The following is a 23,086-nucleotide window of genomic DNA, read 5'->3' on the forward strand; positions in this document are numbered from 1 at the left end:
AGTTTATAGCTGTGATCGTGGCGGTTATGCACTTTGCTGACCATGCGGGCTCCTGTCGCTGAATTAATACTTTACCACAACACCCGCTTTCTCAACCCAGCCCCCCTGTGGGAGGCCAATTCATTGGGCGACTGCCTGAGCAAGCACCGGTGCCGCCGTCATCGCGGGCTAAAGCCGCCTCCCACCAGGCCATTTCCCAGCGGCCGCCATAGAACCGTCATCCCCGCTGCCCCAGCTCTGTCATCTGTGACCATGTGCGCGCCGGAGTGGGGCAAGCTGGGGGCGCTTCCTTGCAAGTAGCGCGCTAACACCAAAAGTACGCTGGGAATATACCCGCTCTACCGGGGGTTGATTCAGCCTTAGACCAAGCTAAGTGCGTGATAAAATGGTGCTCTATTTTTATTCGAGCACCGCTTTGGGAGCCTTGTGAAATCAAATTCCACTACCATTTCTGCGCTGTACGTGGTCAATGAACTGATCCCCAAATTGAACGCCGTTGAAAAACGCGTCGAGCTGACCATCGGGTCCGCTACCGCTCGCGAGGGCGTGCCTATGGGCATTGAGCGAATGACTCGTCTACAAGCGGAGTTTCAGCTTGAGCTCACCATGATTCGCTTGAATCTGGCACATTTGCTGAAACGCTATCAGGCAGTGCTGGAGGCTGCAATGCAGGACCCAGCCAACGACCAGCTATTGACCCTGGATGCTTACGAAGCCACGGCCATGGCCAGCGCCAAGCAGTTATATGAGCGGGTGCAGCAGCTGCAGAAAGGGGATTAATACGTGATGACGGCGGACGAGCGCGAGCGAGTGATTCTGGCCCTGGAAGCACTGATACATGATACTCGCCAAACGCTGGCAAACGTCGAAAAGCACGGCCTGGAGGAAGCACAGCCGAAAGATTACCAGGCGCTGCTGGATATTCTGGATACCGCCGTCAAGCAGCAGCGTGCCCATACGCTGGCCATGTTGAAGGTAGAAGAAGGCCTCAATGAGCCACCGCGTTCTGGTGCTGCTCTTTCCTTGAAATAAACGCCTCTCCCTAGACTAAATGTTAGCTTGCAAACCGCCTGCCATGAACTATGGTCTTTTCTGGTAAGCAGTTTGGTGCTTGGCTAACAAAACGAGAACAGGGCGATGGATACCCAAACGTTGGTGTTGGTAGTGGCGATTGGTGCGCTTTGGTTGAGCGTGACTTGCGGGTGTGTGGCAGGGTACATGTTGCTGGTGCGGCGGGCAAGCGAGGTGCCGGTGGCAGTAGGGGCGCTGGGTGGGGCACCGCCCGTCGTGGTGCCAGAAGGCCCGGCCTTGCTGAGTGCAGAAAGTGCGGCCTGGGAGGTAAAGGTGCTGTTCGAGGAGCCGTCGCCTGCGCTGAACGACCGCTTGAGTGCGGTATTGAGTTCGGCAGGTGCGGTGTATGAACAGCGCACCAAGACCTTTGCCGTGGCGGGGGATTCTTCTCGCACGCCGATTCTGATCGAAAATGCGCTGGGGTCGGGCCAGTTGCCACCCTTGACCGAATCCCAGGCCAGTCATCCGCCGGTGAAGGGCGTCAGCATCAAGATTGCCAAGACCCAGCGCATGCTGGCTCCCAGCAAGCTGCAGTTGGCCAAACTGGTGTCGCTTTCCAAAAAGCTGGCCAAGTTGGGGGGCACGGCGCTGGATGCCGAGAAGCAACCGATTACCCCCGCTGGGTTCGAGGCGGTGATTCAAGGGCAAGCGAGGGTGTAATACACCGCATCGTGTGGCGCTCTGGATTGGGCTTGGCAGCCATCAGCTAATGCTGGGCATACTTTAAATGCCACATAGATTAGGGGCCGATGTGGCTGTCCTGCTCAGGCGTGTGGGGAGTTGTAAGCTCAGTGCGTGCTTTCGTTACGCAGCTTGGCGATCTCCTCCACCGTTAGCCCAGTAGCGACAGCAATTTGGTCGTCACTCAGCGCACCAAGCGTTAACAAATTGCGGGCTGTGGTGACGATGCCTTCCTGGCGTCCCTCTAAACGCCCGGCCTGGCGTTCTTCCTGGGCCCAGTTTGCAAGATTTTCTGCTAGCATGGTTTTGTCCTCCACTAAACTATTGAGCTGGTCCAGGTTTGCATTGGCGCCTAACCTTTGCAAATAGCGCTTTAGCCAGCGGGTAACGATCTTGTCGATCCGCTCTTTGTCCGGGGCGGCTTGTATGATCGTGACAATTCGGTCCACCGCTTGCTGTAAACCTTTCATGTCGGTTGAGGCTTTTTCGATGCCGAATACCCCACTTAGCGGTGTTGGGCGCAGGGCAAGCTCTTCATCAGTGTAGCGCCCTTCATCGATGAGGTAGTAGCGAAGGTGTGGCTGATAGACCTGCAGAAACGAGGGTGGTTCCGGGTACACCATGTCGTAGATGTCCTGGCGTGCTGTCCAACGTTCGGCCCCATTGTAAAGCACTAGGGGTATGGCCTGGCAGCCATCATCAACAAACGCCCCCAGTGGTCGCTGATGGCGACCACTGGTGGGGCGTGTGCGTTGTATGCGTAGGCTGTACGTGTATGAAGCGCGCACGTAGTCAGGCGAGCTGTGGGCTGGGTTGTAGCAGTTGGCTGGAAAGTAGCGCCCACTGGTCTTCCCAGTATTCGGTGGGCAGCCGTTTGAAGTCGCTGCGCACGTACTGGGCGATGCGCCCTTCGGCTTGCGCGATCAGCAGGTTGGCAGCGGCGGAGGCGGGAATGCTGGGGCGCAGCCCTTCACGCAGCTCGGCTTCGCGGAGGATTTGTTTCAGCTGGGTTTCCAGGCGTTCGAACAGCTGGTGAACGCGCAGGCGCAGGCGTGCCGTTTCGCCGGTGAGTGCGTCGCCGCCCAGTACTCGGGCCAGGCCGGGGTTTTTTTCGGCAAAGCCCAGCAGCAGTGAGAGTATCGTGCTGCAGCGGGTGGTGGCGTCGGGGATGTCTTCCAGTATCCGGGTGATGCGCGCGAAAATGCTCTCTTCGATGAAGTCGATCAAGCCTTCGAACATGCGCGCCTTACTGGGGAAGTGGCGGTACAGCGCCGCTTCGGAAACCCCCACCTGGCGGGCCAGGGCGGCGGTGGTGATCCGCTTGCCGCTGTCCTCTTCCAGCATGATGGCCAAGGCCTGCAGGATTTGCTCGCGACGGCGAGGCTTGCGGTCGTCACTCATCAGTCTTTGCGCGAGAAACCCCGCACTTCTAGTGCGGGGAGGGATAGCGCGTCGTCCGTCAGGACGACCCTGTTCTCGCTGCCTCCCTCTCTGGTGGTTGCTATCTTACAGCTAATGGAATATTTTGTGAGGCATGACGAAACGCGCCTACAAATACCGCTTCTACCCGACGCCCGAGCAGGAACAGCTCCTGGCTCGGACGTTTGGGTGTGTGCGCTTCGTCTACAACGCAGTGCTTCGCTATCGCACCGATGCGTTCTACGAGCGCAAGGAAAAGGTCGGCTACGTAGCGGCGAACGCCGAGTTGTCGCGCATGAAGAAGGCTGACGATACCGCGTTTCTCAACGAGGTCAGCTCGGTCCCGCTTCAACAGTGCCTTCGCCACCAGCAGACGGCCTTCAAGAACTTCTTCGAGGGCCGGGCCAGGTACCCGAGCTTTAAGAGCAAGCGGCACCGCCAGTCGGCGGAGTTCACTCGCTCGGCCTTCAAGTACCGCGACGGCAAGTTGTTTCTTGCCAAGTGCAAGGAACCGCTGGCGATCCGTTGGAGCCGTGAACTGCCCAGCGAACCGACCATCGTCACCGTGTCCAAGGACGCCGCAGGGCGCTACTTCGTCAGCTGCCTCTGCGAGTTCTCGCCCGAGACGCTGCCCGTGACCCCGAAAATGGTGGGCATCGACCTCGGCCTGAAAGACCTGTTCGTCACCAGCGACGGGCATCGAATCGGCAATCCCCGCCATACGGCGAAATACGCGACCCGGCTGGCCAGGGCACAGCGTCGGCTGAGTAAGAAGCAGCGCGGCTCGAAGAACCGTGCCAAGGCCAGGCAGAAAGTCGCCCGCCTTCACGCCAGGATCTCCGATTGCCGGATGGACAACTTGCACAAGTTATCCCGCCAGATCGTCAACGAGAACCAAGTGATCTGCGTCGAGTCCCTCAAGGTGAAGAACATGCTGCGCAATCGCTCGCTGGCCAAGTCGATCAGCGATGCGGGCTGGGGCGAATTCGTCCGGCAGCTGGCGTATAAGGCCGACTGGGCGGGCCGGCAACTGTCGGCCATCGACCAGTGGTACCCCTCCAGCAAACGCTGTTCCGGCTGCGGGCATGTGATGCCCGAGATGCCGTTGCAGGTTCGGACCTGGACGTGCCCCGAGTGCGCCGCCGATAACGACCGCGACATCAATGCCGCGGTTAACATTAAAGCCGCCGGGCTGGCGGTGTTAGCCCTTGGAGAGAATGTAAGCGGCATGGAGCCAGTCTCCGTGTCCGATTCTCGTTGAATTGGGAATCCTCGTCCTTCAGGGCGAGGAGCAGTCAAGACTCTTGCCCTCCGTCGCAGTTAGCCTGCGTTGGTGATCAGGGTGCCTACCCCAGCGTTGGTGAAGATTTCCAGCAGCACGGCATGCGGCACCCGGCCATCGATGATGTGGGCGCTGTTAACGCCCCCCTTGACGGCGTCCAGGGCGCAGCGAATCTTCGGCAGCATGCCGCCGTAGATGGTGCCATCGGCAATCAGGGCATCTACCTGGGCCGTGGTCAGGCCGGTCATGACCTGGCCTTCGCTGTTCATCAGGCCCGCCACGTTGGTCAGCAGCATCAGCTTTTCGGCGTTCAGCGCTTCCGCCAGCTTACCGGCCACCAGGTCGGCGTTGATGTTGTAGCTGTTGCCTTGGGCGTCCACGCCGATAGGGGCGATGACCGGAATGAAGTCGCGGGCTGCGAGCATCTCGATCAGGTCGGTGGAGATCGCTTCCACTTCCCCCACGTGGCCGATGTCGATGATCTCCGGGGCGGTCATTTCCGGGCTTTGATGCTCCACCTTCAGCTGGCGGGCGCGAATCTGGGCGCCATCCTTGCCGGTCAGGCCAATTGCCTTGCCGCCGCTCTGGTTGATCAGGTTGACGATGCTCTTGTTGACCAGGCCGCCCAGCACCATTTCCACCACGTCCATGGTTTGCGAGTCGGTGACCCGCATGCCGTTGACGAAGCGCGATTCGATATTGAGCTTTTCCAGCAGGCTGCCAATTTGCGGGCCGCCGCCGTGCACCACCACGGGGTTGATGCCGACTTCTTTCATCAGCACGATGTTACGAGCAAAGGAGTCGATCAGCGTATCTTCGGTCATGGCGTTGCCGCCGTATTTCACGACCACGGTCTTGCCGGAAAACTGCTGAATGTAGGGAAGGGCTTCGGATAGCACCTCCACAACGACCTGGGGGTCGCGGCTAGCTGAACTCATGAGATTGTCCCTTTGCTCTAGTAATATCTGCTTTTAATGTCTGCTTCATCGTCGCGCGGGTGGTGGGCGCTCCGTGGCATGATCATGTGATGGGGGTATCCGGGATCGTCAACGTAGGTGAAACACCTTGCAGGGCGCGTGCGAAGCGCTCGCGTATCCGTTCCAGGGCCGCGCTGTCTTCCCCCTCGAAGCGCAGCACCAGCGCGGGCGTCGTGTTGGACGCTCGGCACAACCCCCAGCCATCGGGGTAGTCAACGCGAATACCATCCAGCGTGGTTTTGATACCTTCGCCGAAGTCGCCCTCTCTGGCAAGCGTCTCGACCATGGCAAATTTGTCGGCATCCGCCACGGTGATGTTGATTTCGGGCGTGCTCACTGCCTGGGGAAATTGGTCGAAGAAGGCATCCGCATCGCCTGGGTAGCGGGCCAGTATTTCCAGTAGCCGGGCGGCGGCATACAGGCCGTCATCGAAACCGTACCAGCGTTCCTTGAAGAAGATGTGACCGCTCATCTCGCCCCCCAGCAAGGCGCCGGTTTCCTTCATGCGCGCCTTGATGAGCGAGTGGCCGGTGCGCCACATCTCCGGCTCGCCGCCTGCCTCGCTCACCACCCGTGCCAGGTGCCCGGTACACTTGATGTCGAACACCACTTTGGCACCAGGGTTGCGGGAGAGCATGTCGGTGGCGAACAGCATCATCAGGTGGTCGGGAAAGATCATTCGCCCGCGCGGCGTGACCACGCCCAGGCGGTCGCCGTCGCCGTCGAAGGCCAGGCCGATGTCTGCGCCTACCTGCTGCACCTTGCGCATCAGATCCTGCAGGTTCTCCGGTTTGCCGGGGTCGGGGTGGTGGTTGGGGAAGCGGCCATCGATCTCGGCGAACAGCGCTGTGGTGGCCACCCCCAACCGTTCGACCAGCTGAGGGCCAAGCTCGCCCGCCACGCCGTTGCCGCAATCCACCACCGCACTGAGCGGCCTTGCGAGCTGCACATCCTCGAGAATACGCGCCAGATACGTGGCCCGCAGGTCGTGGGCGCGCACACGGCCATGGCCCTCGGTGAAGTCGCCTGACTGAATGCGCTCGTACAGGGCGGTAATCGCGTCGCTGGCCAGGGTTTCTCCTGCCAGCACGATTTTGAAGCCGTTGTAGTCGGGCGGGTTGTGGCTGCCGGTCAGCATTACCCCCGAGCAGCTCTCGGGCAGGGTGTGTGTGGCAAAGTAGAGCACTGGCGTAGGCACCATGCCAAGGTCGATCACATCGCGCCCGGCGGCCTGGAGCCCTTTGATGAGCGCCGCCTGCAGGCGTGGCCCCGAGACTCTGCCGTCCCGTGCGACGATCATGGTGTGTTCACCGCGGGCGGCGGCTTCCGAGCCCACTGCCCGGCCAATCAGCTCGGCGGTGGCTTCGCTGAGAGTGTCATCCACGATGCCGCGAATATCGTAGGCGCGAAAAATCGAAGCGGGTACGGTCATGGTCAATCCCTGAAAGAGCGCGCTAGTGAGTGCTTACTGGCGGCCAGTGCTGCCAAAGCCGCCACTGCCACGGGTGGAATCGGTGAAGCTGTCGACGAGGGTCAGTTCGGCCTGCACCACCGGCACCAGCACGTACTGTGCCAGGCGCTCGAACGGCGTGACCGTGAAGCTGGCCTGCCCGCGGTTCCATACCGAGACCATCAATTCGCCTTGGTAGTCGGAGTCGATCAGCCCCACCAGGTTGCCCAGCACGATGCCGTGCTTATGCCCCAGCCCCGAACGCGGCAGGATCATGCCGGCAAGGTTGGGGTCTTCGATGTAGATGGCCAGGCCGGTGCGCACCAGTTGGCATTCGCCTGGCGCCAGCGTCAGCGGTTCGTCCAGCAGGGCGCGCAGGTCCATGCCCGCCGAGCCAGCGGTGGCGTAAGAGGGCAGATAGTCGCGCAAGCGCTCGTCCAATACCTTGCACTGTAGGCGAGGGCGGTTCATGAGGAAGCTCCGTGAGAAGTGTGAGGCAGCAGGGAGAGCGCCTGCTGCACGATCAGGGTGGCCAGCGCGGTCTTGGGTTGGGGCGGCGCGCTGTGTTGCTGCGTGCCGTCAGGCGTACGCCAGAGCAGCAGGGCGGCGTTGTCGTCGCTGCCAAAGCCCAGCCCTTGCTGGGCCACGTCGTTGGCCACGACCATGTCCAGGCCCTTGCGGTCGAGCTTGTGGCGGGCGTAGCGCTCGACCTCCTGGGTTTCGGCGGCAAAGCCGACCACGAAGGGGCGTTGCCTGTTGGGCAAGGCCGCCACGTCGGCAATGATGTCCGGGTTTTTCACCAGCGTCAGGGTCAGCGTGTCCCGATCGTCGGTTTTCTTGAGCTTGTGCTCGGCGGCGCTGGCGGCGCGGTAGTCGGCCACGGCGGCACAGCCAATGAACAGCGCAGCCTGGGGGGCCAGCTGCAGCGCGGCCTGGTGCATCTCCCGGGCGGTTTCCACGTTTTGGCGCTCGACCCCGGCTGGGGTGGGCAAATTGACCGGGCCGCTGATCAGGGTAACGCGAGCCCCTTGCGCCACGGCGGCGGCGGCCAGGGCGAAGCCCATCTTGCCCGAGCTGTGGTTGGACAGGTAACGCACCGGGTCCAGAGCTTCACGGGTGGGGCCCGCGGTGATCACCACGTGAGGGCGCGCTGCGCCCTGGGCGGGCGACGCAACCTTGGCTGCTTTGGCGAAGTGCTGCTGAAGGGCTGCGAAGATATCCTCGGGTTCGCTCATTCGCCCTGGGCCAACGTCGCCACAGGCCTGCTCGCCAGCGGCAGGGCCGATCAACTGCCAGCCGTCGGCGGCCAGCTGTGCCTGGTTACGCTGCGTGGCGGGATGGCGCCACATGGCCTGGTTCATGGCGGGGGCCATCAGCCGTGGCGCTTCCGAAGCAAGGCACAGGGTGGTCAGCAGGTCGTCGGCCATGCCGTGTGCCAGGCGCGCCATCACATCGGCCGTGGCCGGGGCCACCAGCAGGGCATCGGCCCAGCGGGCCAGTTCGATGTGCCCCATCCCGGCTTCTGCCTCGGGGTCCAGCAGCGAGGTGCGCACGGGCTCGCCAGAGAGAGCCTGCAGCGTCAGGGGGGTGATGAAGGCTTGAGCACCCTCGGTCATCACCACGCGCACCTCACAGCCTGCCTGCTTCAGCAGTCTCACGATCAGCGCGCTTTTATACGCGGCAATACCGGCGCTGACGCCCAGCAGCACGCGTTTACCTGCGAGCAGGGCGGTCGGCGATGGTTCTGAGAGTGGTCGTGGGGACTCGGACGCTTGCGAGAGTGATGCCATGGTCGGCGATTCCGTATGACGGTCGTAAGGAGACTTACCATACCATTTGGCGGTTTATTTTGGCATGCTCGGTGGACGTGTTATAACGCCAGGTATAGTGAGGAATGGTGAAGGCGAGGGCGTGAGCCACACGCCTGGGGCATAAGTTGGGGGGCATGGATGGGTATCAATCATTGGCCAGAGGGTGAGCGACCCCGTGAAAAACTGCTGACCATGGGGGCGCAGTCGTTATCGGATGCCGAACTGCTGGCGATCTTTCTGCGGGTGGGGGTTCAGGGGCGTTCGGCAGTGGACCTGGCGCGTGACCTGCTGGCGAGCTTTGGCGGGTTGCGGCAGCTGCTGGAGGCAGACAGAGAGCAGTTTTGTGCCGCTCGTGGGTTGGGCGATGCCAAGTTTGCCCAGCTGCAGGCCACGCTGGAGCTGTCACGACGGCATTTGGCCAGCCAGCTGGCACGCGGCAATGCGTTGACCTCGCCTGCCCTGGTGCGCCACTACCTGAGTTCGCAGCTGCGCCACCTGGGGCATGAGGAGTTTGCGGTACTTTTTTTGGATACTCAGCACCGAATCATTCGCTATGAATCCCTGTTTCGCGGTACCCTAGACAGCGCATCCGTTTACCCCCGCGAAGTTGCCAAGCGTGCGTTGGAACTCCACGCTGGCGCTGTCATCCTGGCCCACAATCACCCTTCGGGTGTGGCTGAGCCCAGCGACGCTGATCGACGTATCACCGAACGCTTGAAAGATGCCCTTGCTCTCTTTGACGTGCGAGTGCTGGATCATTTTGTGGTGGGAGACGGAGACGTGGTGTCCTTTGCCGAGCGCGGCTGGCTCTAGCGGGCAGGTCATGCGCACGCACTCCAGTAGTATCGAAAAGGCAGGCTGGCCCGCTCGATGCTGCGGCTGTCGTGACGAAAATTGTCCAAAAACGTGCTTTTTTGGCCTTTTTGGGCGGTTTCGCTTGCTGGTGGCCGGGTGCTCTGGTATAAAGTGCCACCTTTGAACTTGGGTTGAATAACGGATTTGGGTACAGCTAGGCGGTTAACTGCGTCGACTCCCTCCCTGCTCCGGTTTGCCCGACAGTTTTGAACAACTCGCCAAGCGGTTGGAGGCTCTCATGTCCAAAGTATGTCAGGTTACCGGCAAGCGTCCGGTAACTGGTAATAACGTTTCTCACTCCCAGCGCAAGACGCGTCGTCGTTTCTTGCCGAACCTGCACACCCATCGCTTCTGGGTGGAGTCTGAAAACCGCTTCGTCAAGCTGCGCGTTTCCTCTAAAGGCATGCGCATCATCGACAAGAAAGGTATCGACTCGGTTCTGGCCGACATCCGCAAACGCGGCGACGCTATCTAAGCCAGTTTCTGGCTCAGCATTTTTGGGAGAGTTAAACCATGCGCGATAAGATCAAGCTGGTGTCTAGTGCCGGTACTGGCCACTTCTACACCACTGACAAGAACAAGCGGAACACCCCGGATAAGTTCGAATTCAAGAAATACGACCCGGTCGTCCGTAAGCACGTCATCTACAAGGAAGCCAAGATCAAGTAACCTCGGTTACGATGATCGGCTTTCACCGCAGGCGAGCGCCTGTTGAAAAACCCGGCCCCAAGCCGGGTTTTTGCATGTCTAACGTTCGCGTTTCGCGTGTTAGCATCGCTGTCACTGTGCTGTCATCATAGGCTTTCATCATGCCCGAATTGCCTGAAGTGGAAACCACGCGGCGTGGTATCGCGCCCTACCTGGAAGGGCAGGAGATTACCGAAGTGCTGGTACGCCAGCCGCGCCTGCGCGTTCCCGTGCCGGATGATCTGGCCGAGCGGCTGGTCGGGGCTCGCGTGGGTGAGCTTGCCCGGCGCGCCAAATACCTGCAGATCCCGCTGGCCACGCCTACCGGCCACGCCACGCTGCTGTGGCACCTGGGCATGTCAGGTAGCCTGCGGATTGCCCGCCTGGGCGATCTGCCCAAAAAGCATGACCATGTGGATATCGTCACCGCCAGCGGTCATATATTGCGCTATCACGACCCGCGCCGCTTTGGCTTCGTCGATTGGCAGCACGCCGATGCACAGTTCGATACGCGGCTGGCACACCTGGGCCCGGAACCCCTCGACGATGCCTTCACGGGCCAATGGCTCCACGCACTGTCGCGCGGCAAGCGCGTCGCCGTGAAGCCTTTTCTGATGGATAACCGCGTGGTCGTGGGTGCGGGCAACATCTATGCCGCCGAGGCGCTGTTCATGGCGGGCATCGACCCGCGCCGGGCTGCCGGACGCATTTCACTGGCGCGCTACGAAGCGCTGGCCCAGGCGGTCAAGGAAGTCTTGGCGGCGGCCATTACCCAGGGCGGCACCACGCTGCGCGATTTCGTCAGCGGCCAGGGGGAGCCGGGCTACTTTGCCCAGCAATTGAATGTCTACGGTCGCCATGGCCAGCCTTGCCTGCGCTGTGGCAGCGAACTCAAGCGCATTACCCTGGGGCAGCGGGCCAGCGTATTCTGCCCCGGTTGCCAGCGCTGAGCGCCGCCTTGGGCGGCTAACTGTTTTGTTTATCTGGAGAATGTTGTGACTCAACGCCTGCGCCTGAATAAAAATGCCGATCGCCGCTTGAAGGCTGGCCATCTGTGGATCTACTCCAACGAAGTCGATATCAAGGAAACGCCGCTGAAGACCTTCGAGGCGGGCGAGCCTGCCTTGGTAGAGGCCTCCAACGGCAAGACCCTGGGCGTGGCCTACGTGAACCCGCACTCGTTGATCTGTGCGCGTATCATGTCCCGCGACCCGGAAATGCGCCTGGACCGCTCGCTGTTCGTGCACCGTTTCAACCAGGCGCTGGCGCTGCGCCAGCGTCTGTTCGATCAGCCCTTTTACCGTCTGATCCATGGCGAGGGCGACCTGCTGCCAGGACTGATCATCGACCGCTTTGGCGATGTGCTGGTCGTGCAGCTCAATACCGCCGGCATGCAGGCCCTGGCCGATGAGATCGTCGATGCGCTGGAAAAGGTCATCAAGCCTGAGGTCATCGTATTCCGTAACGACACCGGGGGCCGCCGTCAGGAAGGTCTGGAAGCCCACGTCGAAGTGGTCAAGGGCACCCTGCCCGACGAAGTGCTGCTGGTTGAAAACGGCGTGACCTTTGCGGTGCCGGTACTCAACGGCCAGAAGACCGGCTGGTTCTTCGACCACCGCGTCAACCGGGCCTGGTTGAACGGTCAGGTTGCTGGAAAGCGCGTGCTGGACGTATTCAGCTATGTGGGTGGCTGGGGCGTTCAGGCTGCCGCCAGCGGCGCCTCCGAAGTGCTGTGTGTGGATGCCTCCGGCGTTGCACTGGAGCAAGTGGCGCGCAATGCCGAGCTGAACGGCGTGCAGGAGCAGGTGGCCGTGGGTGAAGGCGACGCCTTCGAAGCGCTGGCCGCATTGAAAGCCGACGGCGAGCAGTTCGACGTGGTGATTCTCGACCCGCCTGCGTTCATCAAGAAGCGCAAGGACATCCCCAACGGTGAGCGCGCCTATGCACGACTCAATCGCGAGGCAATGCGCCTGCTGGGTCGCGATGGCCTGCTGCTGTCTGCGTCCTGCTCCATGCATCTGGCCCACGAGCGGCTGGTGGATGTGGTGCGCGGTGCCGTGCGCCATCAGGACCGCCATGGCCAGGTGATTTTCCAGGGCCATCAGGGGCCGGATCACCCCGTGCACCCGGCGATTCCCGAAACTGCTTATTTGAAAGCGCTGGGCGTGCGGGTCTTCCGCGACTGAGCATCGCCCGCTGTCGAGCGCCGTCGTCATAGGAAAGGAGGTGGCCACATGGAGTGGGCGTTGCCAGAGCCGTTCGTACTCACGCTGCAGGTCGCGCCGGAAGCCATCGACGCTTACCGGCACGTCAATAACAGCGAGTACCTGCGCTGGGTAGAGCAGATCAGCTGGGCCCACTCCGAGGCGTTGGGGCTGTCGCTGGAACGCTATCGGGCGCTGGACCGGGCGATGGTGGTCCACCGCCACGAGCTGGACTACCTCGCCCCTGCTTTTCAAGACGACACGCTCTGCCTGGCCACCTGGATCGTCGACTGCGACGGCCGCTTCAGCCTGACGCGCCGCTTTCAACTGATACGGCCAGCAGACGGCAAGACGCTGCTGAAGGCGCGCACGCGGTTTGCCTGTGTCGCGCTTTCCAGCGGTCGCCCCAAGCGCTTGCCGGAAGAGTACCAGCGCATTTATGGCGCTGCGGTGGTGCCCGAGCCCGCCGAGTGATGAATCGACGGTGCGGCGTGGATTTTTTCGTCGCGGCCCGTCAAACGCTGAATTTTGCTGTTGAAAAACGCCTTTACCGGCGTTTTTTTCGTTTTGCTCCCTTGGGCTGGTGGTTCACGCCTGCTGTGCTGTAATGCATTGAGCACCCAGTGATGTTGATGACCCAAGGAGAGTCCGCCATGCACATTGCCGTTCCCAAAGAGATCAAGAACCACGAGTATCGCGTTGCGCTTACGCCCACGGGGGTACGTGAACTGGTCGGGCGTGGTCACTCCGTCAGTGTCCAGGTAGGCGCGGGCGAAGGCGCTGGCTTTCAGGATGACGCCTACCAAAGCGCGGGCGCGACATTGGAGGCCGACGTCGAGGCGCTGTGGCAGCGCGCCGAGCTGATTCTGAAGGTCAAGGAGCCCCAGCCGGAAGAGGTGGCGCGCCTGACGCCAGCGCACACGCTGTTTACCTATCTGCACCTGGCCGCCGAGCGGGCACTGACCGAAGGGCTGATGAAAAGCGGAGCCACCTGCATCGCCTATGAAACCATCACCGATGCTCGCGGCGGGTTGCCGCTGCTGGCCCCCATGAGCACCGTGGCGGGGCGCATGGCCATACAGGCCGGTGCCCATGGGTTGGAGAAGGCCCAAGGGGGCTCGGGGGTGCTGCTGCCCGGCGTGCCCGGTGTGGCACCGGGGCAGGTAACGGTCATTGGGGGGGGCGTGGTGGGAGAAAACGCAGCGCGGATGGCGCTGGGACTAGGGGCAGAGGTGACGATTCTCGATACCTCGGTGGCCCGGCTGGAAGCGTTGGATGCGCGCTACCAGGGGCGTATCAAAACCGTCTACTCCACCGCCGATGCTCTAGATCACGCGGCACGCACTGCCGACATGATCGTGGGCGCGGTGCTGATCCCCGGCGCGGCAGCTCCCAAATTGATCACCCGTGCCATGCTGGCCGAGATGAAACCCGGCAGTGTGCTGGTGGACGTGGCCATCGACCAGGGCGGCTGTTTCGAAACCAGCAAGCCCACGACCCACGCCGAGCCCACCTATCTGGTGGATGGCATCGTGCACTACTGTGTGGCCAACATGCCCGGCGCCGTGGCACGTACGTCTACCCTGGGGCTCACCAACGCGACGCTGCCGTTCGTGCTGGCGCTTGCCGACAAGGGGTGGCGCCAGGCGCTGGCAGACGATACCCATTTTCTGCCCGGGCTGAACGTCCACGATGGCCAGATTACCTACCGGGCCGTCGCCCAGGCGTTTGGCCTGGAAAGCGTCGAACCGGCCAGCGTGGTGAAGTGACCCGCGCGCCAGGCGGTGGGTCCATTAGTAGTGGGGCGGGATGTCGTCTTCGGGGCGAAAGCCGCCCTGTGAGTCGCTGGCTTGCAGCGCCTGATGCTGTTCGCGGAGCCGTTCACGCATCAGGGCGCTCAGCTGTTCCAGCTTTTCGAGGCGGCGCTCCTGCTGGGCGACGGCCTGGTCCAGGGTGTCCAGCCAATGTTCCTGATAAGCCAGCCGACTTTCCAACGATTCAATACGTTGAGTGAGCTCGGCAGGCGTTAATTCGTTTGTCATGATAACATCGTCACCGTATGTAGTATGCTCGGTACTGTTAGGAAAGGGCCTGGTAGGCCGAGTATTGTCTTGCTTCTGTTACCCATACAACAAGAGAGCTTTTATCATCCATGAACCCAAAAGTTGTTTTTCGCTGTTTCTTTATCAGTATCTTACTGGCCGCCCCCACGCCGCTTCTTCTGGCGGGGATTGTTCATTTAACCAATGCACCTCTGGCTGAACAGTGGTTGGCCGAGGCTGCTTTCAGTGTGTATGCCGCTGTGGCACTTGGCTGTTTTGCAATGTTGTTCGTCGGTACGCTGGCGGCTGCGGCCCTGGCACCACCGATGGTGGTAAAGGCCGATGTGGCCAGGGTCAAACCTGCCCCGCGTCAGCCCCAGGCAGCACCCGTGGTGGACGATGAAGAAGAGGATATCATCGACCCCAACGATGGCCGTGAAGAGGGCGAGGTCAAGTGGTTCAACACCAACAAGGGCTACGGCTTCATCACCCGGGACAATGGCGAAGATGTCTTCGTGCATTTTCGGGCGATACGCGGTCGTGGCCCACGCATGCTGGCCGAAGGTCAGATCGTGCGTTACCACGTGATCAAGAACGACCGTGGCCTTCAGGCCGATGATGTCAGCATTATCGAATAAGCGCTCCGGCGCGGTTGCTGACAGGAAAACCCCCGCCTTGTGCGGGGGTTTTTACGTTTAGCGCCCGGAATCTGGCCATTCGATGGCTTTTTCCTGGCCACCGGGCAGCACTTGCCAGAAGCGGTCCGGGTCATCGCCAGGGTGCCAGCCGCCCAGCGAACAGCGGACTTCCACGTTGAGCGCTTCGGCCGCGTGCTGCGCGCACTCCTGGTCGGTGTGCCAGGGGGTGTGGGCGCTGTCGAACCACAGGCTGGCAAAGCCGTCGGCGGCGTTGTCCACCAGCAGCACCGGGACGCTTTCCCCCTGATGCTGGCCACGGGTTTTCCACTTGCCCTTGCCCGCCGGGCCCAAGGGTGGGGCATCGAGGGTCTCGCTGAGCCAGGCGTTGAGATCGTCCAGCGACACGCGGGCCAGGTACACTTCGATATCCGGAAACCGCTCCATCATACGCATACCTCATCAGTGGTGAGCAGCGCCTGCAGGGTGGCTTCGTAGATGCGGCTGAGCGCATCGAGGTCGCTGGCCAGCACGCGCTCGTTCACCTTGTGAATGGTGTCGTTGAGCGGACCCAGCTCCACCACCTGTGCCCCCAGGGTGGCAATGAAGCGGCCATCGGAGGTGCCGCCGCTGGTCGACAGTTGCGGGCGCTCACCGGTGACGGCTTCCACACCGCGAATGGCTGCATCGACCAGTTCGCCTTCGGCGGTCAGGAAGGGCTCGCCGTTCAAGGTCCAGTCCACATGGTACTCGAGGCCATGGCGATCCAGAATCGCTTCGGTGCGGGCTTTCAGTGCTTCGTGGGTCACTTCCGTGGAGTAGCGGAAGTTGAACACCACTTCGATGTCGCCAGGGATCACGTTGGTCGCCCCGGTGCCCGCGCGCACGTTGGAAATCTGGAAGCTGGTGGCGGGAAAGAAGTCGTTGCCGGCATCCCAATGCTCGCGTGCCAGGGCATCGAGCGCAGGCAGTGCCTGGTGAATGGGGTTGCGTGCCAGGTGGGGGTAAGCCACGTGCCCCTGCACCCCTTTGACATGCAGTACGCCGCCCAGCGAGCCGCGTCGGCCGTTCTTGATCACATCCCCCAGCCGCGCCGTGGAAGAGGGCTCGCCCACGATGCAGTAGTCCAGCCGTTCGTTGCGTTCGCGCAGGTGCTCCACCACGGCCCGGGTGCCGTCCACGGCGGGGCCTTCCTCATCGGAAGTGATCAGGAAGGCGATACGGCCGTCGTGGTCGGGGTAACGGGCCACGAAGCGCTCCACGGCGGTCAGCATGGCGGCCAGGCTGCCTTTCATGTCGGCCGCACCGCGCCCGCAGAGCATGCCCTGCTCGTCGATGCATGGCTCGAAGGGTGGAAACTCCCAGCTGGTATGCGGCCCGCTGGGCACCACGTCGGTATGCCCGGCGAAGGCCAGCACCGGGCCATGATGGCCGCGCACGGCCCAGAAGTTTTTCACATCGCCGAACGGCAGCTGCTCGACATGGAAACCGAGCGCCGTGAGGCGCTCGATCATCAGGTCCTGGCAGCCCTCGTCGTCCGGGGTCACCGACGCGCGACCCAGCAGGTCAAAGGCCAGGGTGAGCGTCGGTGACAGGGCAGCAGACTCAGTTGTGGGCATGCAGCGCCTCGTTCAGCGCAATGGCACTCTTGTTGGTGAGGCACTCGATGCGGCCATTTTGCGAGTTGCGGCGCAGCAGCAGGTCGTCCTGGCCAGCCAGCTCACGGGCGGCCACGGTGTTGACTTCCTGACCCTGGTCGTCGAGGACGGTCACCTTGGAGCCAGCGGTGATGTACAGGCCTGCTTCCACAGTGCAGCGGTCGCCCAGCGGAATGCCGATACCGGCGTTGGCGCCGATCAGGCAGCCTTCACCCACCTTGATGATGATGTTGCCACCACCGGAGAGGGTGCCCATGGTGGAGCAGCCGCCGCCCAGGTCGGAGCCTTTGCCGACCATGACGCCCGCTGAAATGCGGCCTTCGATCATGCCCGGGCCTTCGGTGCCCGCGTTGAAGTTGACGAAGCCTTCGTGCATGACCGTGGTGCCTTCGCCCAGGTAGGCGCCCAGGCGTACGCGGGCGGTGTCGCCAATGCGGATGCCGGTGGGCACGACGTAGTCGGTCATCTTGGGGAACTTGTCGACGCAGTCGACGGACAGCGCGCGGCCTGCCAGGCGTGCCTTGAGGCGGCGAGCCGGCAGCTCTTCGATGTCGATGGCGCCTTCGTTGGTCCAGGCGATGTTGCGCAGCAGGCCGAACATGCCGGTCAGGTCCAGGCCGTGGGGCTTCACCAGACGGTGGGACAGCAGGTGCAGCTTGAGGTAGACCTCCGGCACGGTTTGCGGCGCCTGGTCGGTGTCCAGGAACATCGCTACCAGCGGGCGCTGGCTAGTGGCGAAAGACTCGGCCAGCGCTGCCTGCTCGGAATGACCCGCGGCTTCCAGTGCTTTGGCCAGGCGGGTGCAGTCTTCCGGCAGGAAGCTGACAGGGCTGTTCTCGGCAGCGGCGCCCAGTGCTTCCTTGGCGGCGGTCACCAGGCTCTCGTCGGGGTTCAGCAGCGGGGCCGGGTAGTAGATTTCCAGCCAGTCACCCTGGGTGTTTTGGGTACCAATTCCAAGCGCAAAGCTCAGCATAACGGGGCTTCCTTCAAGGTTGTGTGTCTAAGAGGGGGGCGTTCAGCCGCTCAGTTTGTCGTAATCGCCGTCGCGGTAGCCGACCAGGATGGTGCTGTTGTCGACTTCGAGTAGCGGACGCTTGAGCAGTGTGGGTTGTTTCAGCAGCAGCCGACGGGCCGACGTGGCGTCCAGCTGATCCTTTTCCTCCTGGGGCAGGTTGCGCCAGGTGGTGCTGCGCTTATTGATGGCTTCCAGCAGCGGCACCCGCTCGAGAATATGCTCCAGCAGGCTGGCCGACAGGCCATCCTTGCGCAGGTCATGGGTCTTGAAGGGAATGCCGCTCTCCTCCAGCGCCTTGCGGGCTTTGCGGCAGGTGTCGCAGGTGTTGATGATATATAGCGTCAGCATGGAAAAGCCTCCTTGTCGTGGGGTGTCGCGGCGTTAGCTGCGCTCGATCAGCTGGCGCAGTCGCTTGGCTGCTTCCAGGGTCGGTTCGAGCTCTGCCACCAAGGCTAAGCGTAGTCGACCTGCGCCCGGGTTATGGCCATCCTTGCCAGGGCGGCCCATCAGGCTGCCGGGCAACACGCTGACATGCTGTTCGCTGAACAGCCGCTGGGTAAAGGCGATATCGTCGCCCCCCGGCACGGCGGGCCACAGGTAGAAGCTGGCTTCGGGCGTCGGGAACGACATGACCGGCGCAAGAACCTCGGTGACGGCGCTGAATTTCTCGCGGTAGGCGTCACGGTTGGCGCGCACGTGGGCTTCGTCCTGCCAGGCAGCGATGGAGGCGTGCTGCAGCGGCAGTGACATCGCGCAGCCGTGGTAGGTGCGGTAGCGCTTGAACGGGGCGAGGAGGTCGGCGTCGCCCGCCACGAAACCCGAGCGCAGCCCCGGCAGGTTGGAGCGTTTGGAGAGCGAATGAAACACCACGCAGCGGCGGTAGTCATCGCGGCCCAGCTCGGCGCAAGCCTGCAGCAGCCCGGGCGGCGGAGTGGCTTCGTCCAGGTAGAGCTCGGAGTAGCACTCGTCGGAGGCAATGATGAAGTCGTGTTCGTCGGCCAGGGCAATGAGCTGCTTGAACTCGGCCAGCGGAGTGACTACGCCGGTGGGGTTGCCCGGTGAGCAGAGAAAGACGATCTGCACGTCGCGCCAGGTGTCGGCGCTGACGGCTGAAAAGTCCGGGCGAAAGCCGTTGTCGGCGGTACAGTCCAGGTAGAGCGGCTCGCCGCCTGCCAGTAGCGTGGCGCCTTCGTAGATCTGATAAAACGGGTTGGGTACCGCTACCTTGGCGGGGCGGGTGCGGTCCAGCGCCGCCTGCACGAAGGCGAAGATGGCTTCACGGGTGCCGTTCACCGGCAACACCTGACGTTCGGCGTCCAGCCCCGACAGGCCAAAGCGCTGGGTGGCCCAGGCGGCAATGGTCTCGCGCAGGGCGGGCAGGCCGTTGGTGGCTGGGTAGCGCGCCATCTCCAGCTGGTGGGCAATGAGTGCGTCCAGTGCGCCCTGGTAAGGGGCATGCTGGGGCTCGCCAATGGTCAGCGGAATATGCGCAAGCCCCGCCGGAGGCGTGAGCGTTGCCTTGAGGGCAGCCAGCTTTTCAAACGGATAGGGGTGCAGGGCATTCAGGTCTGAGTTCATGGCGAGTCCGTACCGTTTATCGAACCGCCGATTATAGGCAACCCCTGGTGCAGGCTCAAACCCAACGACCAGGGGGTGTTCGGCCAGGCATCTGGGCTAGACGCTCAATACGTCGATCAGCCGCTCACGAAGCTGCTGTTGACGGGCGGGGTCGGTGAGCGGCTCACCGGCCTTGGTGGTGATGAAAAAAACGTCCTCGACGCGCTCGCCCAGGGTGGCGATCTTGGCCGCCGACAGGGCGATATCCTGCTCCATGAAGATACGCCCCACCCGGGCCAGCAGGCCAGGACGGTCGGGGGCGGTCAGCTCCAGCAGCGTGCGCTCATTGGCTGGGTCCTGTTCGATGACGACCTCCGTGGGCACCTTGAAGTGCTTCAATTGGCGCGGCGTGTGCCGGGTGACGATTTCGGGGTAGTCGTCCGGGTCGTCCAGCTCTTCCACCAGGTGGCTACGCATCTCTTCGATGCGCAGCGGATCACGGATCGGCTGGCTGTGGCTATCCAGCACGATGAAGGTGTTCAGCGTCCAGTCGTTGTGGGACGTGGCAATCCGCGCATCGTGGATGGACAGCCCCAACTGCTCCATGGCGGCGGCCGTGGCGGCAAACAGGTCATCCGCAGAGCGGGTGTGGATGAACACCTTGGTGCCACCTTCGGCCATGTCGGCGGTGGGGGCGCTGATCAGCACCAGCGGCAGGGGGGACGGCTGGTGGGCCAGAATGCCTTGGGTCTGCCAGACGATCTCGCTGGGGGCGTACTGCAGGAAGTAGTCTTCCCCAAGGGAGTCCCATAGCGGGTCGATCTGGCTGCTGTCCACCCCGACGGCTTGCAGCAGCGAACGCGCCTCGGTGCGGGTTTCTCTGACCCAGTCGTCTCTGTCCGGCGGGTTTTTCAGCCCTCGGCGCAGAGCGCGCTTGGTCTCCGCATGAAGCTGGCGCAACAGAGAGGCCCGCCAGCCGTTCCACAGCGTGGGGTTGGTGGCATTGATGTCGGCCACGGTGAGCACGTAGAGGTAGTCCAGGCGAGTTTCGTCGCGCACGATCAGCGCAAAGTCGCGGATCACGTCCGGGTCGCTGATGTCGCGCTTCTGGGCGGTCATCGACATCAGCAGGTGATGCTCGACCAGCCAGCTGACCAGGTTCGTATCGTGCTGCGAGACGTGATGACGACGGCAGAACTGCTCGACGTCACGGGCGCCGATTTCAGAGTGGTCTCCGCCGCGCCCTTTGCCGATGTCGTGGAACAGCCCGGCGATCCACAGCAGGTCCAGCTTGGGTAGCTGGTGGATCAGGTTGGCGGCCACCGGGAAGTCGTCCTTTGCCTCGGGCTTGCGGAAGCCGTGCAGAAATTTCAGCAGGCGCAGGGTGTGGGCGTCCACGGTATAGATATGAAACAGATCGTGCTGCATCAGCCCGACCGCTCGGCCGAACTCCGGCAGGTACTTGCCCAGAATGCCGTAACGGTTCATGCGCCGGAGCTGGCGAGGCACGTTGCCCGGCGCCCGCATGAGCGCCATGAAGAGCCGCTGGTGGCGGGGGTCTTCCCGGTAGTGGTCGTCGATCTGATGGCGATGGTCACGGATCAGGCGAATAGTGTCGGCGCGCACGCCTTCGATTTCAGGGTGCTTGGCCATCAGCAGGAACAGCTCCAGCATGGCCGCCGGGCGTTCGCGAAACAGGCTGCGCGAGCGGGCCTGGATATAGCCCCCCTTGATCTCGAAGCGGTCGTTGAGCTTGATGGTGGCCAACGACTCCTTGCCGCGCAGGATCACTTCGTCGAAGTGCTGCAAGAGCATGTCGTTGAGGCCTGCCAGCGCCGTCACATGGCGGTAGTAGCGCTTCATGAACTGTTCGACGGCCAGCCGCTCGGGTGTGTCCTTGAAACCGAACATGTCGGCGATGGTGCGCTGGTGATCGAACAGCAAGCGGTCTTCGGCGCGCCCGGTGAGCATGTGCAGGGCGTAACGAACCTGCCAGAGAAACGACTGCCCCTGGCTGAGGATGCGCAGCTCGGCGTCGTTCATGAACCCGTTGGCGACGATGTCGGTGTACTGCTCGGTGCCGAAGTGCCGCTTGGCGACCCAGCCGATCATCTGAATGTCTCGCAGGCCACCGGGCGAGCTTTTCAGGTTGGGCTCCAGGTGGTACTCGGAGTTGTTGTAGCGATAGTGGCGGGAGATCTGCTCTTGCCACTTGGCCTCGAAAAAGCGGTCGGCGGGCCATACGTGGGGCGCGCTCAGGCGCTCACGCATCTGTTCACGCAGGCGCTCGGGACCTGCGATCAAGCGCGACTCCAGCAGGTTGGTGATGACCGTCACGTCGGCTTCGGCTTCCCGCTCGCAGTCGTTGAGCGAGCGCACGCTATGGCCGATCTCCAGACCGATGTCCCACAGGAACGTCACGAAGGCGCTCAGCGGCTCCCGGTAGGGGGTGTCGTCATCGTGTTCGAGCAGCAGCAGCAGGTCGATGTCCGAGTGGGGGTGCAGCTCTCCGCGCCCGTAGCCGCCCACCGCCACCAGGGCGATGCCGGTGTCGGGCCAGGCATGGCGCTGCCAGGCAATCGCCAGCAGCTGGTCGAGATACCATGCGCGGCCACGTACCAGGTCACGAATGTCTGCACCCGCGCGAAACTGCTCGTCGAGGCGCGCCTGAATCTCCTTGAGCGCTGCCTTGAACGGGGCGATGGGAGAGCGTGCCCCGGCCAGCTCGGTGCGAAACAGCGCCAGATCGAACAGCGACGTATCCGGCTCGAACCGGTAGTGGTGTAGTAGCATCAGGCGTTCAGGAAGCCGAAGTCTTCGTCGCTGCGCGCGGTGAGCACTTCCACGCCGGTCTCGGTGACCAGTAGCGTGTGCTCCCACTGTGCCGACAGGCTGCGGTCCTTGGTCACCGCGGTCCAGCCGTCGCGCAACACTTTGGTCTTGTAGCCGCCCACGTTGATCATCGGCTCGATGGTGAAGCACATGCCCGCGTCGAGGCGAATGTCGGCATCCGGGGCGTAGCCATCGTAGTGCAGGAACTGAGGGTCTTCGTGGAAGTCGGCACCGATGCCGTGGCCGCAGAAGTCACGCACCACCGAGTAGCCATGGGCTTCGGCATGCTGCTGAATCACGCGGGCCAGCTCGGAAAGACGTACGCCGGGTTTGACCAGGGCGATGCTCTTGTACAGGCACTCCTGGGTGATGCGGCACAGCCGCTCGCCCTGGATGGTCTCGCCGATCACGAACATCACGCTGGAGTCGCCGTGGTACCCGTCGGGGGTGCGCACGGTAATGTCCAGGTTCATGATGTCGCCGCTTTTCAGCTTTTTGGCGTCATCCGGGATGCCGTGGCATACCACGTGGTTGATCGAGGTGCAGGTGGCCTTGGGGAAACCGTGATAGTTCAGCGGTGCCGGGACCGAGCCCAGTTCGTTGACGATGTACTCGTGGCACAGGCGGTCGATCTCGCCGGTGCTGATGCCTGCCTGGATGTGCGGCGTGATCATTTCGATGACGCTGGCGGCCTGGCGTCCGGCTTCGCGCATTTTCTCGATTTCAGAAGGCGTCTTGATAGGAACGTTCATGAATTCTCGATGTGGCTTCAGAGTAGGTGATGAGTAGCATTTTCGGCGGGTAAGCGCAGCGGCGACTTCATCTTGGCAATGATCTATGGTATAAAGCCGCGCGCTTTCCTGCAATCGCCATCCGCAGCTTCTTTTGCTGGCGCAGGCGGCAGGCAAGG

At 62.5% G+C, this 23,086-nt stretch carries 26 protein-coding genes; 12 read left to right on the plus strand and 14 right to left on the minus strand.

Going from position 1 to position 23,086, the window contains the following annotated elements:
• The first annotated feature begins 426 nt into the window (after window positions 1-426).
• The 3 genes from IE091_RS01835 (at window position 427) to IE091_RS01845 (ending at window position 1,731) form a co-directional block, all read left to right on the plus strand.
• Entirely contained in the window at window positions 427-780 is a 354-nt protein-coding gene (locus IE091_RS01835; RefSeq protein WP_189462660.1) for a hypothetical protein, read from the plus strand.
• A gap of 3 nt (window positions 781-783) precedes the next feature.
• A complete protein-coding gene (locus tag IE091_RS01840) occupies window positions 784-1,032 on the plus strand; it encodes a hypothetical protein (RefSeq protein ID WP_229800681.1) in 249 nt (82 codons plus the stop codon).
• 105 nt (window positions 1,033-1,137) lie between these two features.
• Window positions 1,138-1,731 (plus strand): hypothetical protein, encoded by a 594-nt coding sequence (locus IE091_RS01845; protein WP_189462661.1) that lies wholly within the window; start codon window positions 1,138-1,140, stop codon window positions 1,729-1,731.
• A 128-nt stretch (window positions 1,732-1,859) separates the two neighbouring features.
• On the opposite strand, the gene IE091_RS01850 is transcribed toward IE091_RS01845, so the two are convergent.
• Both IE091_RS01850 and slmA read right to left on the minus strand, forming a co-directional pair.
• Entirely contained in the window at window positions 1,860-2,540 is a 681-nt protein-coding gene (locus tag IE091_RS01850) for an Rpn family recombination-promoting nuclease/putative transposase (RefSeq protein WP_308428113.1), read from the minus strand.
• Window positions 2,541-2,544: 4 nt separating this feature from the next.
• Window positions 2,545-3,153: a nucleoid occlusion factor SlmA gene (gene slmA, locus IE091_RS01855; RefSeq protein ID WP_189462662.1), complete on the minus strand. Its 609-nt coding sequence runs from the start codon at window positions 3,151-3,153 to the stop codon at window positions 2,545-2,547.
• A gap of 133 nt (window positions 3,154-3,286) precedes the next feature.
• Here slmA and IE091_RS01860 point away from each other — a divergent pair, with 133 nt between their 5' ends.
• Window positions 3,287-4,432: an RNA-guided endonuclease InsQ/TnpB family protein gene (locus IE091_RS01860; protein WP_189462663.1), complete on the plus strand. Its 1,146-nt coding sequence runs from the start codon at window positions 3,287-3,289 to the stop codon at window positions 4,430-4,432.
• A gap of 59 nt (window positions 4,433-4,491) precedes the next feature.
• Here the strand turns inward: IE091_RS01860 and argB are convergent, their stop codons facing one another.
• The 4 genes from argB to coaBC all read right to left on the minus strand — a co-directional run bounded on the left by argB (window position 4,492) and on the right by coaBC (window position 8,670).
• Window positions 4,492-5,391 carry an acetylglutamate kinase gene (gene argB, locus IE091_RS01865; protein ID WP_016915070.1) on the minus strand — a complete coding sequence of 300 codons (900 nt, stop codon included), beginning with the start codon at window positions 5,389-5,391 and terminating at the stop codon, window positions 4,492-4,494.
• Between the two features lie 82 nt (window positions 5,392-5,473).
• The gene (locus IE091_RS01870; RefSeq protein ID WP_081136755.1) at window positions 5,474-6,862 is read right to left on the minus strand and encodes a phosphomannomutase/phosphoglucomutase; all 1,389 of its coding nucleotides are present in this window, start codon (window positions 6,860-6,862) and stop codon (window positions 5,474-5,476) included.
• 33 nt (window positions 6,863-6,895) lie between these two features.
• Window positions 6,896-7,351 carry a dUTP diphosphatase gene (dut, locus tag IE091_RS01875; protein WP_081136753.1) on the minus strand — a complete coding sequence of 152 codons (456 nt, stop codon included), beginning with the start codon at window positions 7,349-7,351 and terminating at the stop codon, window positions 6,896-6,898.
• Window positions 7,348-8,670 carry a bifunctional phosphopantothenoylcysteine decarboxylase/phosphopantothenate--cysteine ligase CoaBC gene (gene coaBC / locus IE091_RS01880; protein WP_229800687.1) on the minus strand — a complete coding sequence of 441 codons (1,323 nt, stop codon included), beginning with the start codon at window positions 8,668-8,670 and terminating at the stop codon, window positions 7,348-7,350. Before coaBC ends, dut begins: the two co-directional genes overlap by 4 nt.
• A gap of 159 nt (window positions 8,671-8,829) precedes the next feature.
• Here coaBC and radC point away from each other — a divergent pair, with 159 nt between their 5' ends.
• The 7 genes from radC (at window position 8,830) to ald (ending at window position 14,206) form a co-directional block, all read left to right on the plus strand.
• Window positions 8,830-9,504 carry a RadC family protein gene (gene radC / locus IE091_RS01885; protein WP_189462664.1) on the plus strand — a complete coding sequence of 225 codons (675 nt, stop codon included), beginning with the start codon at window positions 8,830-8,832 and terminating at the stop codon, window positions 9,502-9,504.
• A 280-nt stretch (window positions 9,505-9,784) separates the two neighbouring features.
• Entirely contained in the window at window positions 9,785-10,021 is a 237-nt protein-coding gene (gene rpmB, locus IE091_RS01890) for a 50S ribosomal protein L28 (RefSeq protein ID WP_016915065.1), read from the plus strand.
• 38 nt (window positions 10,022-10,059) lie between these two features.
• Window positions 10,060-10,215 (plus strand): 50S ribosomal protein L33, encoded by a 156-nt coding sequence (rpmG, locus tag IE091_RS01895; RefSeq protein WP_009098622.1) that lies wholly within the window; start codon window positions 10,060-10,062, stop codon window positions 10,213-10,215.
• A 140-nt stretch (window positions 10,216-10,355) separates the two neighbouring features.
• Entirely contained in the window at window positions 10,356-11,183 is an 828-nt protein-coding gene (mutM, locus tag IE091_RS01900; protein WP_189462665.1) for a bifunctional DNA-formamidopyrimidine glycosylase/DNA-(apurinic or apyrimidinic site) lyase, read from the plus strand.
• A gap of 45 nt (window positions 11,184-11,228) precedes the next feature.
• Window positions 11,229-12,419, plus strand: a complete 1,191-nt coding sequence (locus tag IE091_RS01905; protein WP_189462666.1) for a class I SAM-dependent rRNA methyltransferase — start codon at window positions 11,229-11,231, stop codon at window positions 12,417-12,419.
• 48 nt (window positions 12,420-12,467) lie between these two features.
• Window positions 12,468-12,911 carry an acyl-CoA thioesterase gene (locus IE091_RS01910; RefSeq protein WP_096922075.1) on the plus strand — a complete coding sequence of 148 codons (444 nt, stop codon included), beginning with the start codon at window positions 12,468-12,470 and terminating at the stop codon, window positions 12,909-12,911.
• A 179-nt stretch (window positions 12,912-13,090) separates the two neighbouring features.
• On the plus strand, window positions 13,091-14,206 hold the full coding sequence (gene ald / locus IE091_RS01915) for an alanine dehydrogenase (protein WP_189462667.1): 1,116 nt from the start codon (window positions 13,091-13,093) through the stop codon (window positions 14,204-14,206).
• Window positions 14,207-14,230: 24 nt separating this feature from the next.
• Here the strand turns inward: ald and IE091_RS01920 are convergent, their stop codons facing one another.
• The gene (locus tag IE091_RS01920; protein WP_039175223.1) at window positions 14,231-14,479 is read right to left on the minus strand and encodes a SlyX family protein; all 249 of its coding nucleotides are present in this window, start codon (window positions 14,477-14,479) and stop codon (window positions 14,231-14,233) included.
• 110 nt (window positions 14,480-14,589) lie between these two features.
• On the opposite strand from IE091_RS01920, the gene IE091_RS18600 reads away from it, so the two are divergent.
• A complete protein-coding gene (locus IE091_RS18600; RefSeq protein ID WP_039175224.1) occupies window positions 14,590-15,117 on the plus strand; it encodes a cold-shock protein in 528 nt (175 codons plus the stop codon).
• A 57-nt stretch (window positions 15,118-15,174) separates the two neighbouring features.
• Here the strand turns inward: IE091_RS18600 and IE091_RS01930 are convergent, their stop codons facing one another.
• The 7 genes from IE091_RS01930 to map form a co-directional block, all read right to left on the minus strand.
• The gene (locus IE091_RS01930) at window positions 15,175-15,564 is read right to left on the minus strand and encodes a hypothetical protein (protein WP_039175225.1); all 390 of its coding nucleotides are present in this window, start codon (window positions 15,562-15,564) and stop codon (window positions 15,175-15,177) included.
• Window positions 15,561-16,733 carry a succinyl-diaminopimelate desuccinylase gene (gene dapE / locus IE091_RS01935; RefSeq protein WP_096922077.1) on the minus strand — a complete coding sequence of 391 codons (1,173 nt, stop codon included), beginning with the start codon at window positions 16,731-16,733 and terminating at the stop codon, window positions 15,561-15,563. Before dapE ends, IE091_RS01930 begins: the two co-directional genes overlap by 4 nt.
• Complete coding sequence (dapD, locus tag IE091_RS01940; RefSeq protein WP_189462668.1) at window positions 16,720-17,745, minus strand: 2,3,4,5-tetrahydropyridine-2,6-dicarboxylate N-succinyltransferase; 1,026 nt, start codon at window positions 17,743-17,745, stop codon at window positions 16,720-16,722. Before dapD ends, dapE begins: the two co-directional genes overlap by 14 nt.
• A 42-nt stretch (window positions 17,746-17,787) precedes the next feature.
• Window positions 17,788-18,135 (minus strand): Spx/MgsR family RNA polymerase-binding regulatory protein, encoded by a 348-nt coding sequence (locus IE091_RS01945; protein WP_189462669.1) that lies wholly within the window; start codon window positions 18,133-18,135, stop codon window positions 17,788-17,790.
• Window positions 18,136-18,168: 33 nt separating this feature from the next.
• The gene (gene dapC, locus IE091_RS01950; RefSeq protein WP_189462670.1) at window positions 18,169-19,365 is read right to left on the minus strand and encodes a succinyldiaminopimelate transaminase; all 1,197 of its coding nucleotides are present in this window, start codon (window positions 19,363-19,365) and stop codon (window positions 18,169-18,171) included.
• Between the two features lie 96 nt (window positions 19,366-19,461).
• Window positions 19,462-22,137, minus strand: a complete 2,676-nt coding sequence (locus tag IE091_RS01955) for a [protein-PII] uridylyltransferase (protein WP_039175229.1) — start codon at window positions 22,135-22,137, stop codon at window positions 19,462-19,464.
• Entirely contained in the window at window positions 22,137-22,928 is a 792-nt protein-coding gene (gene map, locus IE091_RS01960; RefSeq protein WP_039175230.1) for a type I methionyl aminopeptidase, read from the minus strand. Before map ends, IE091_RS01955 begins: the two co-directional genes overlap by 1 nt.
• Window positions 22,929-23,086 lie beyond the last annotated feature (158 nt).

The sequence above is a fragment of the Vreelandella hamiltonii genome (genome assembly GCF_014651775.1).
Lineage (GTDB): Bacteria > Pseudomonadota > Gammaproteobacteria > Pseudomonadales > Halomonadaceae > Vreelandella > Vreelandella hamiltonii.

Excerpts from the sequence above, each read along its gene's own strand:
- IE091_RS01845 (WP_189462661.1), top strand. The coding sequence starts at position 1,138 with ATGGATACCCAAACGTTGGTGTTGGTAGTGGCGATTGGTGCGCTTTGG.
- slmA (WP_189462662.1), bottom strand. The coding sequence starts at position 3,153 with ATGAGTGACGACCGCAAGCCTCGCCGTCGCGAGCAAATCCTGCAGGCC.
- IE091_RS01860 (WP_189462663.1), top strand. The coding sequence starts at position 3,287 with ATGACGAAACGCGCCTACAAATACCGCTTCTACCCGACGCCCGAGCAG.
- argB (WP_016915070.1), bottom strand. The coding sequence starts at position 5,391 with ATGAGTTCAGCTAGCCGCGACCCCCAGGTCGTTGTGGAGGTGCTATCC.
- IE091_RS01870 (WP_081136755.1), bottom strand. The coding sequence starts at position 6,862 with ATGACCGTACCCGCTTCGATTTTTCGCGCCTACGATATTCGCGGCATC.
- dut (WP_081136753.1), bottom strand. The coding sequence starts at position 7,351 with ATGAACCGCCCTCGCCTACAGTGCAAGGTATTGGACGAGCGCTTGCGC.
- coaBC (WP_229800687.1), bottom strand. The coding sequence starts at position 8,670 with ATGGCATCACTCTCGCAAGCGTCCGAGTCCCCACGACCACTCTCAGAA.
- radC (WP_189462664.1), top strand. The coding sequence starts at position 8,830 with ATGGGTATCAATCATTGGCCAGAGGGTGAGCGACCCCGTGAAAAACTG.
- rpmB (WP_016915065.1), top strand. The coding sequence starts at position 9,785 with ATGTCCAAAGTATGTCAGGTTACCGGCAAGCGTCCGGTAACTGGTAAT.
- rpmG (WP_009098622.1), top strand. The coding sequence starts at position 10,060 with ATGCGCGATAAGATCAAGCTGGTGTCTAGTGCCGGTACTGGCCACTTC.
- mutM (WP_189462665.1), top strand. The coding sequence starts at position 10,356 with ATGCCCGAATTGCCTGAAGTGGAAACCACGCGGCGTGGTATCGCGCCC.
- IE091_RS01910 (WP_096922075.1), top strand. The coding sequence starts at position 12,468 with ATGGAGTGGGCGTTGCCAGAGCCGTTCGTACTCACGCTGCAGGTCGCG.
- ald (WP_189462667.1), top strand. The coding sequence starts at position 13,091 with ATGCACATTGCCGTTCCCAAAGAGATCAAGAACCACGAGTATCGCGTT.
- IE091_RS01920 (WP_039175223.1), bottom strand. The coding sequence starts at position 14,479 with ATGACAAACGAATTAACGCCTGCCGAGCTCACTCAACGTATTGAATCG.
- IE091_RS18600 (WP_039175224.1), top strand. The coding sequence starts at position 14,590 with ATGAACCCAAAAGTTGTTTTTCGCTGTTTCTTTATCAGTATCTTACTG.
- IE091_RS01930 (WP_039175225.1), bottom strand. The coding sequence starts at position 15,564 with ATGATGGAGCGGTTTCCGGATATCGAAGTGTACCTGGCCCGCGTGTCG.
- dapE (WP_096922077.1), bottom strand. The coding sequence starts at position 16,733 with ATGCCCACAACTGAGTCTGCTGCCCTGTCACCGACGCTCACCCTGGCC.
- dapD (WP_189462668.1), bottom strand. The coding sequence starts at position 17,745 with ATGCTGAGCTTTGCGCTTGGAATTGGTACCCAAAACACCCAGGGTGAC.
- IE091_RS01945 (WP_189462669.1), bottom strand. The coding sequence starts at position 18,135 with ATGCTGACGCTATATATCATCAACACCTGCGACACCTGCCGCAAAGCC.
- dapC (WP_189462670.1), bottom strand. The coding sequence starts at position 19,365 with ATGAACTCAGACCTGAATGCCCTGCACCCCTATCCGTTTGAAAAGCTG.
- IE091_RS01955 (WP_039175229.1), bottom strand. The coding sequence starts at position 22,137 with ATGCTACTACACCACTACCGGTTCGAGCCGGATACGTCGCTGTTCGAT.
- map (WP_039175230.1), bottom strand. The coding sequence starts at position 22,928 with ATGAACGTTCCTATCAAGACGCCTTCTGAAATCGAGAAAATGCGCGAA.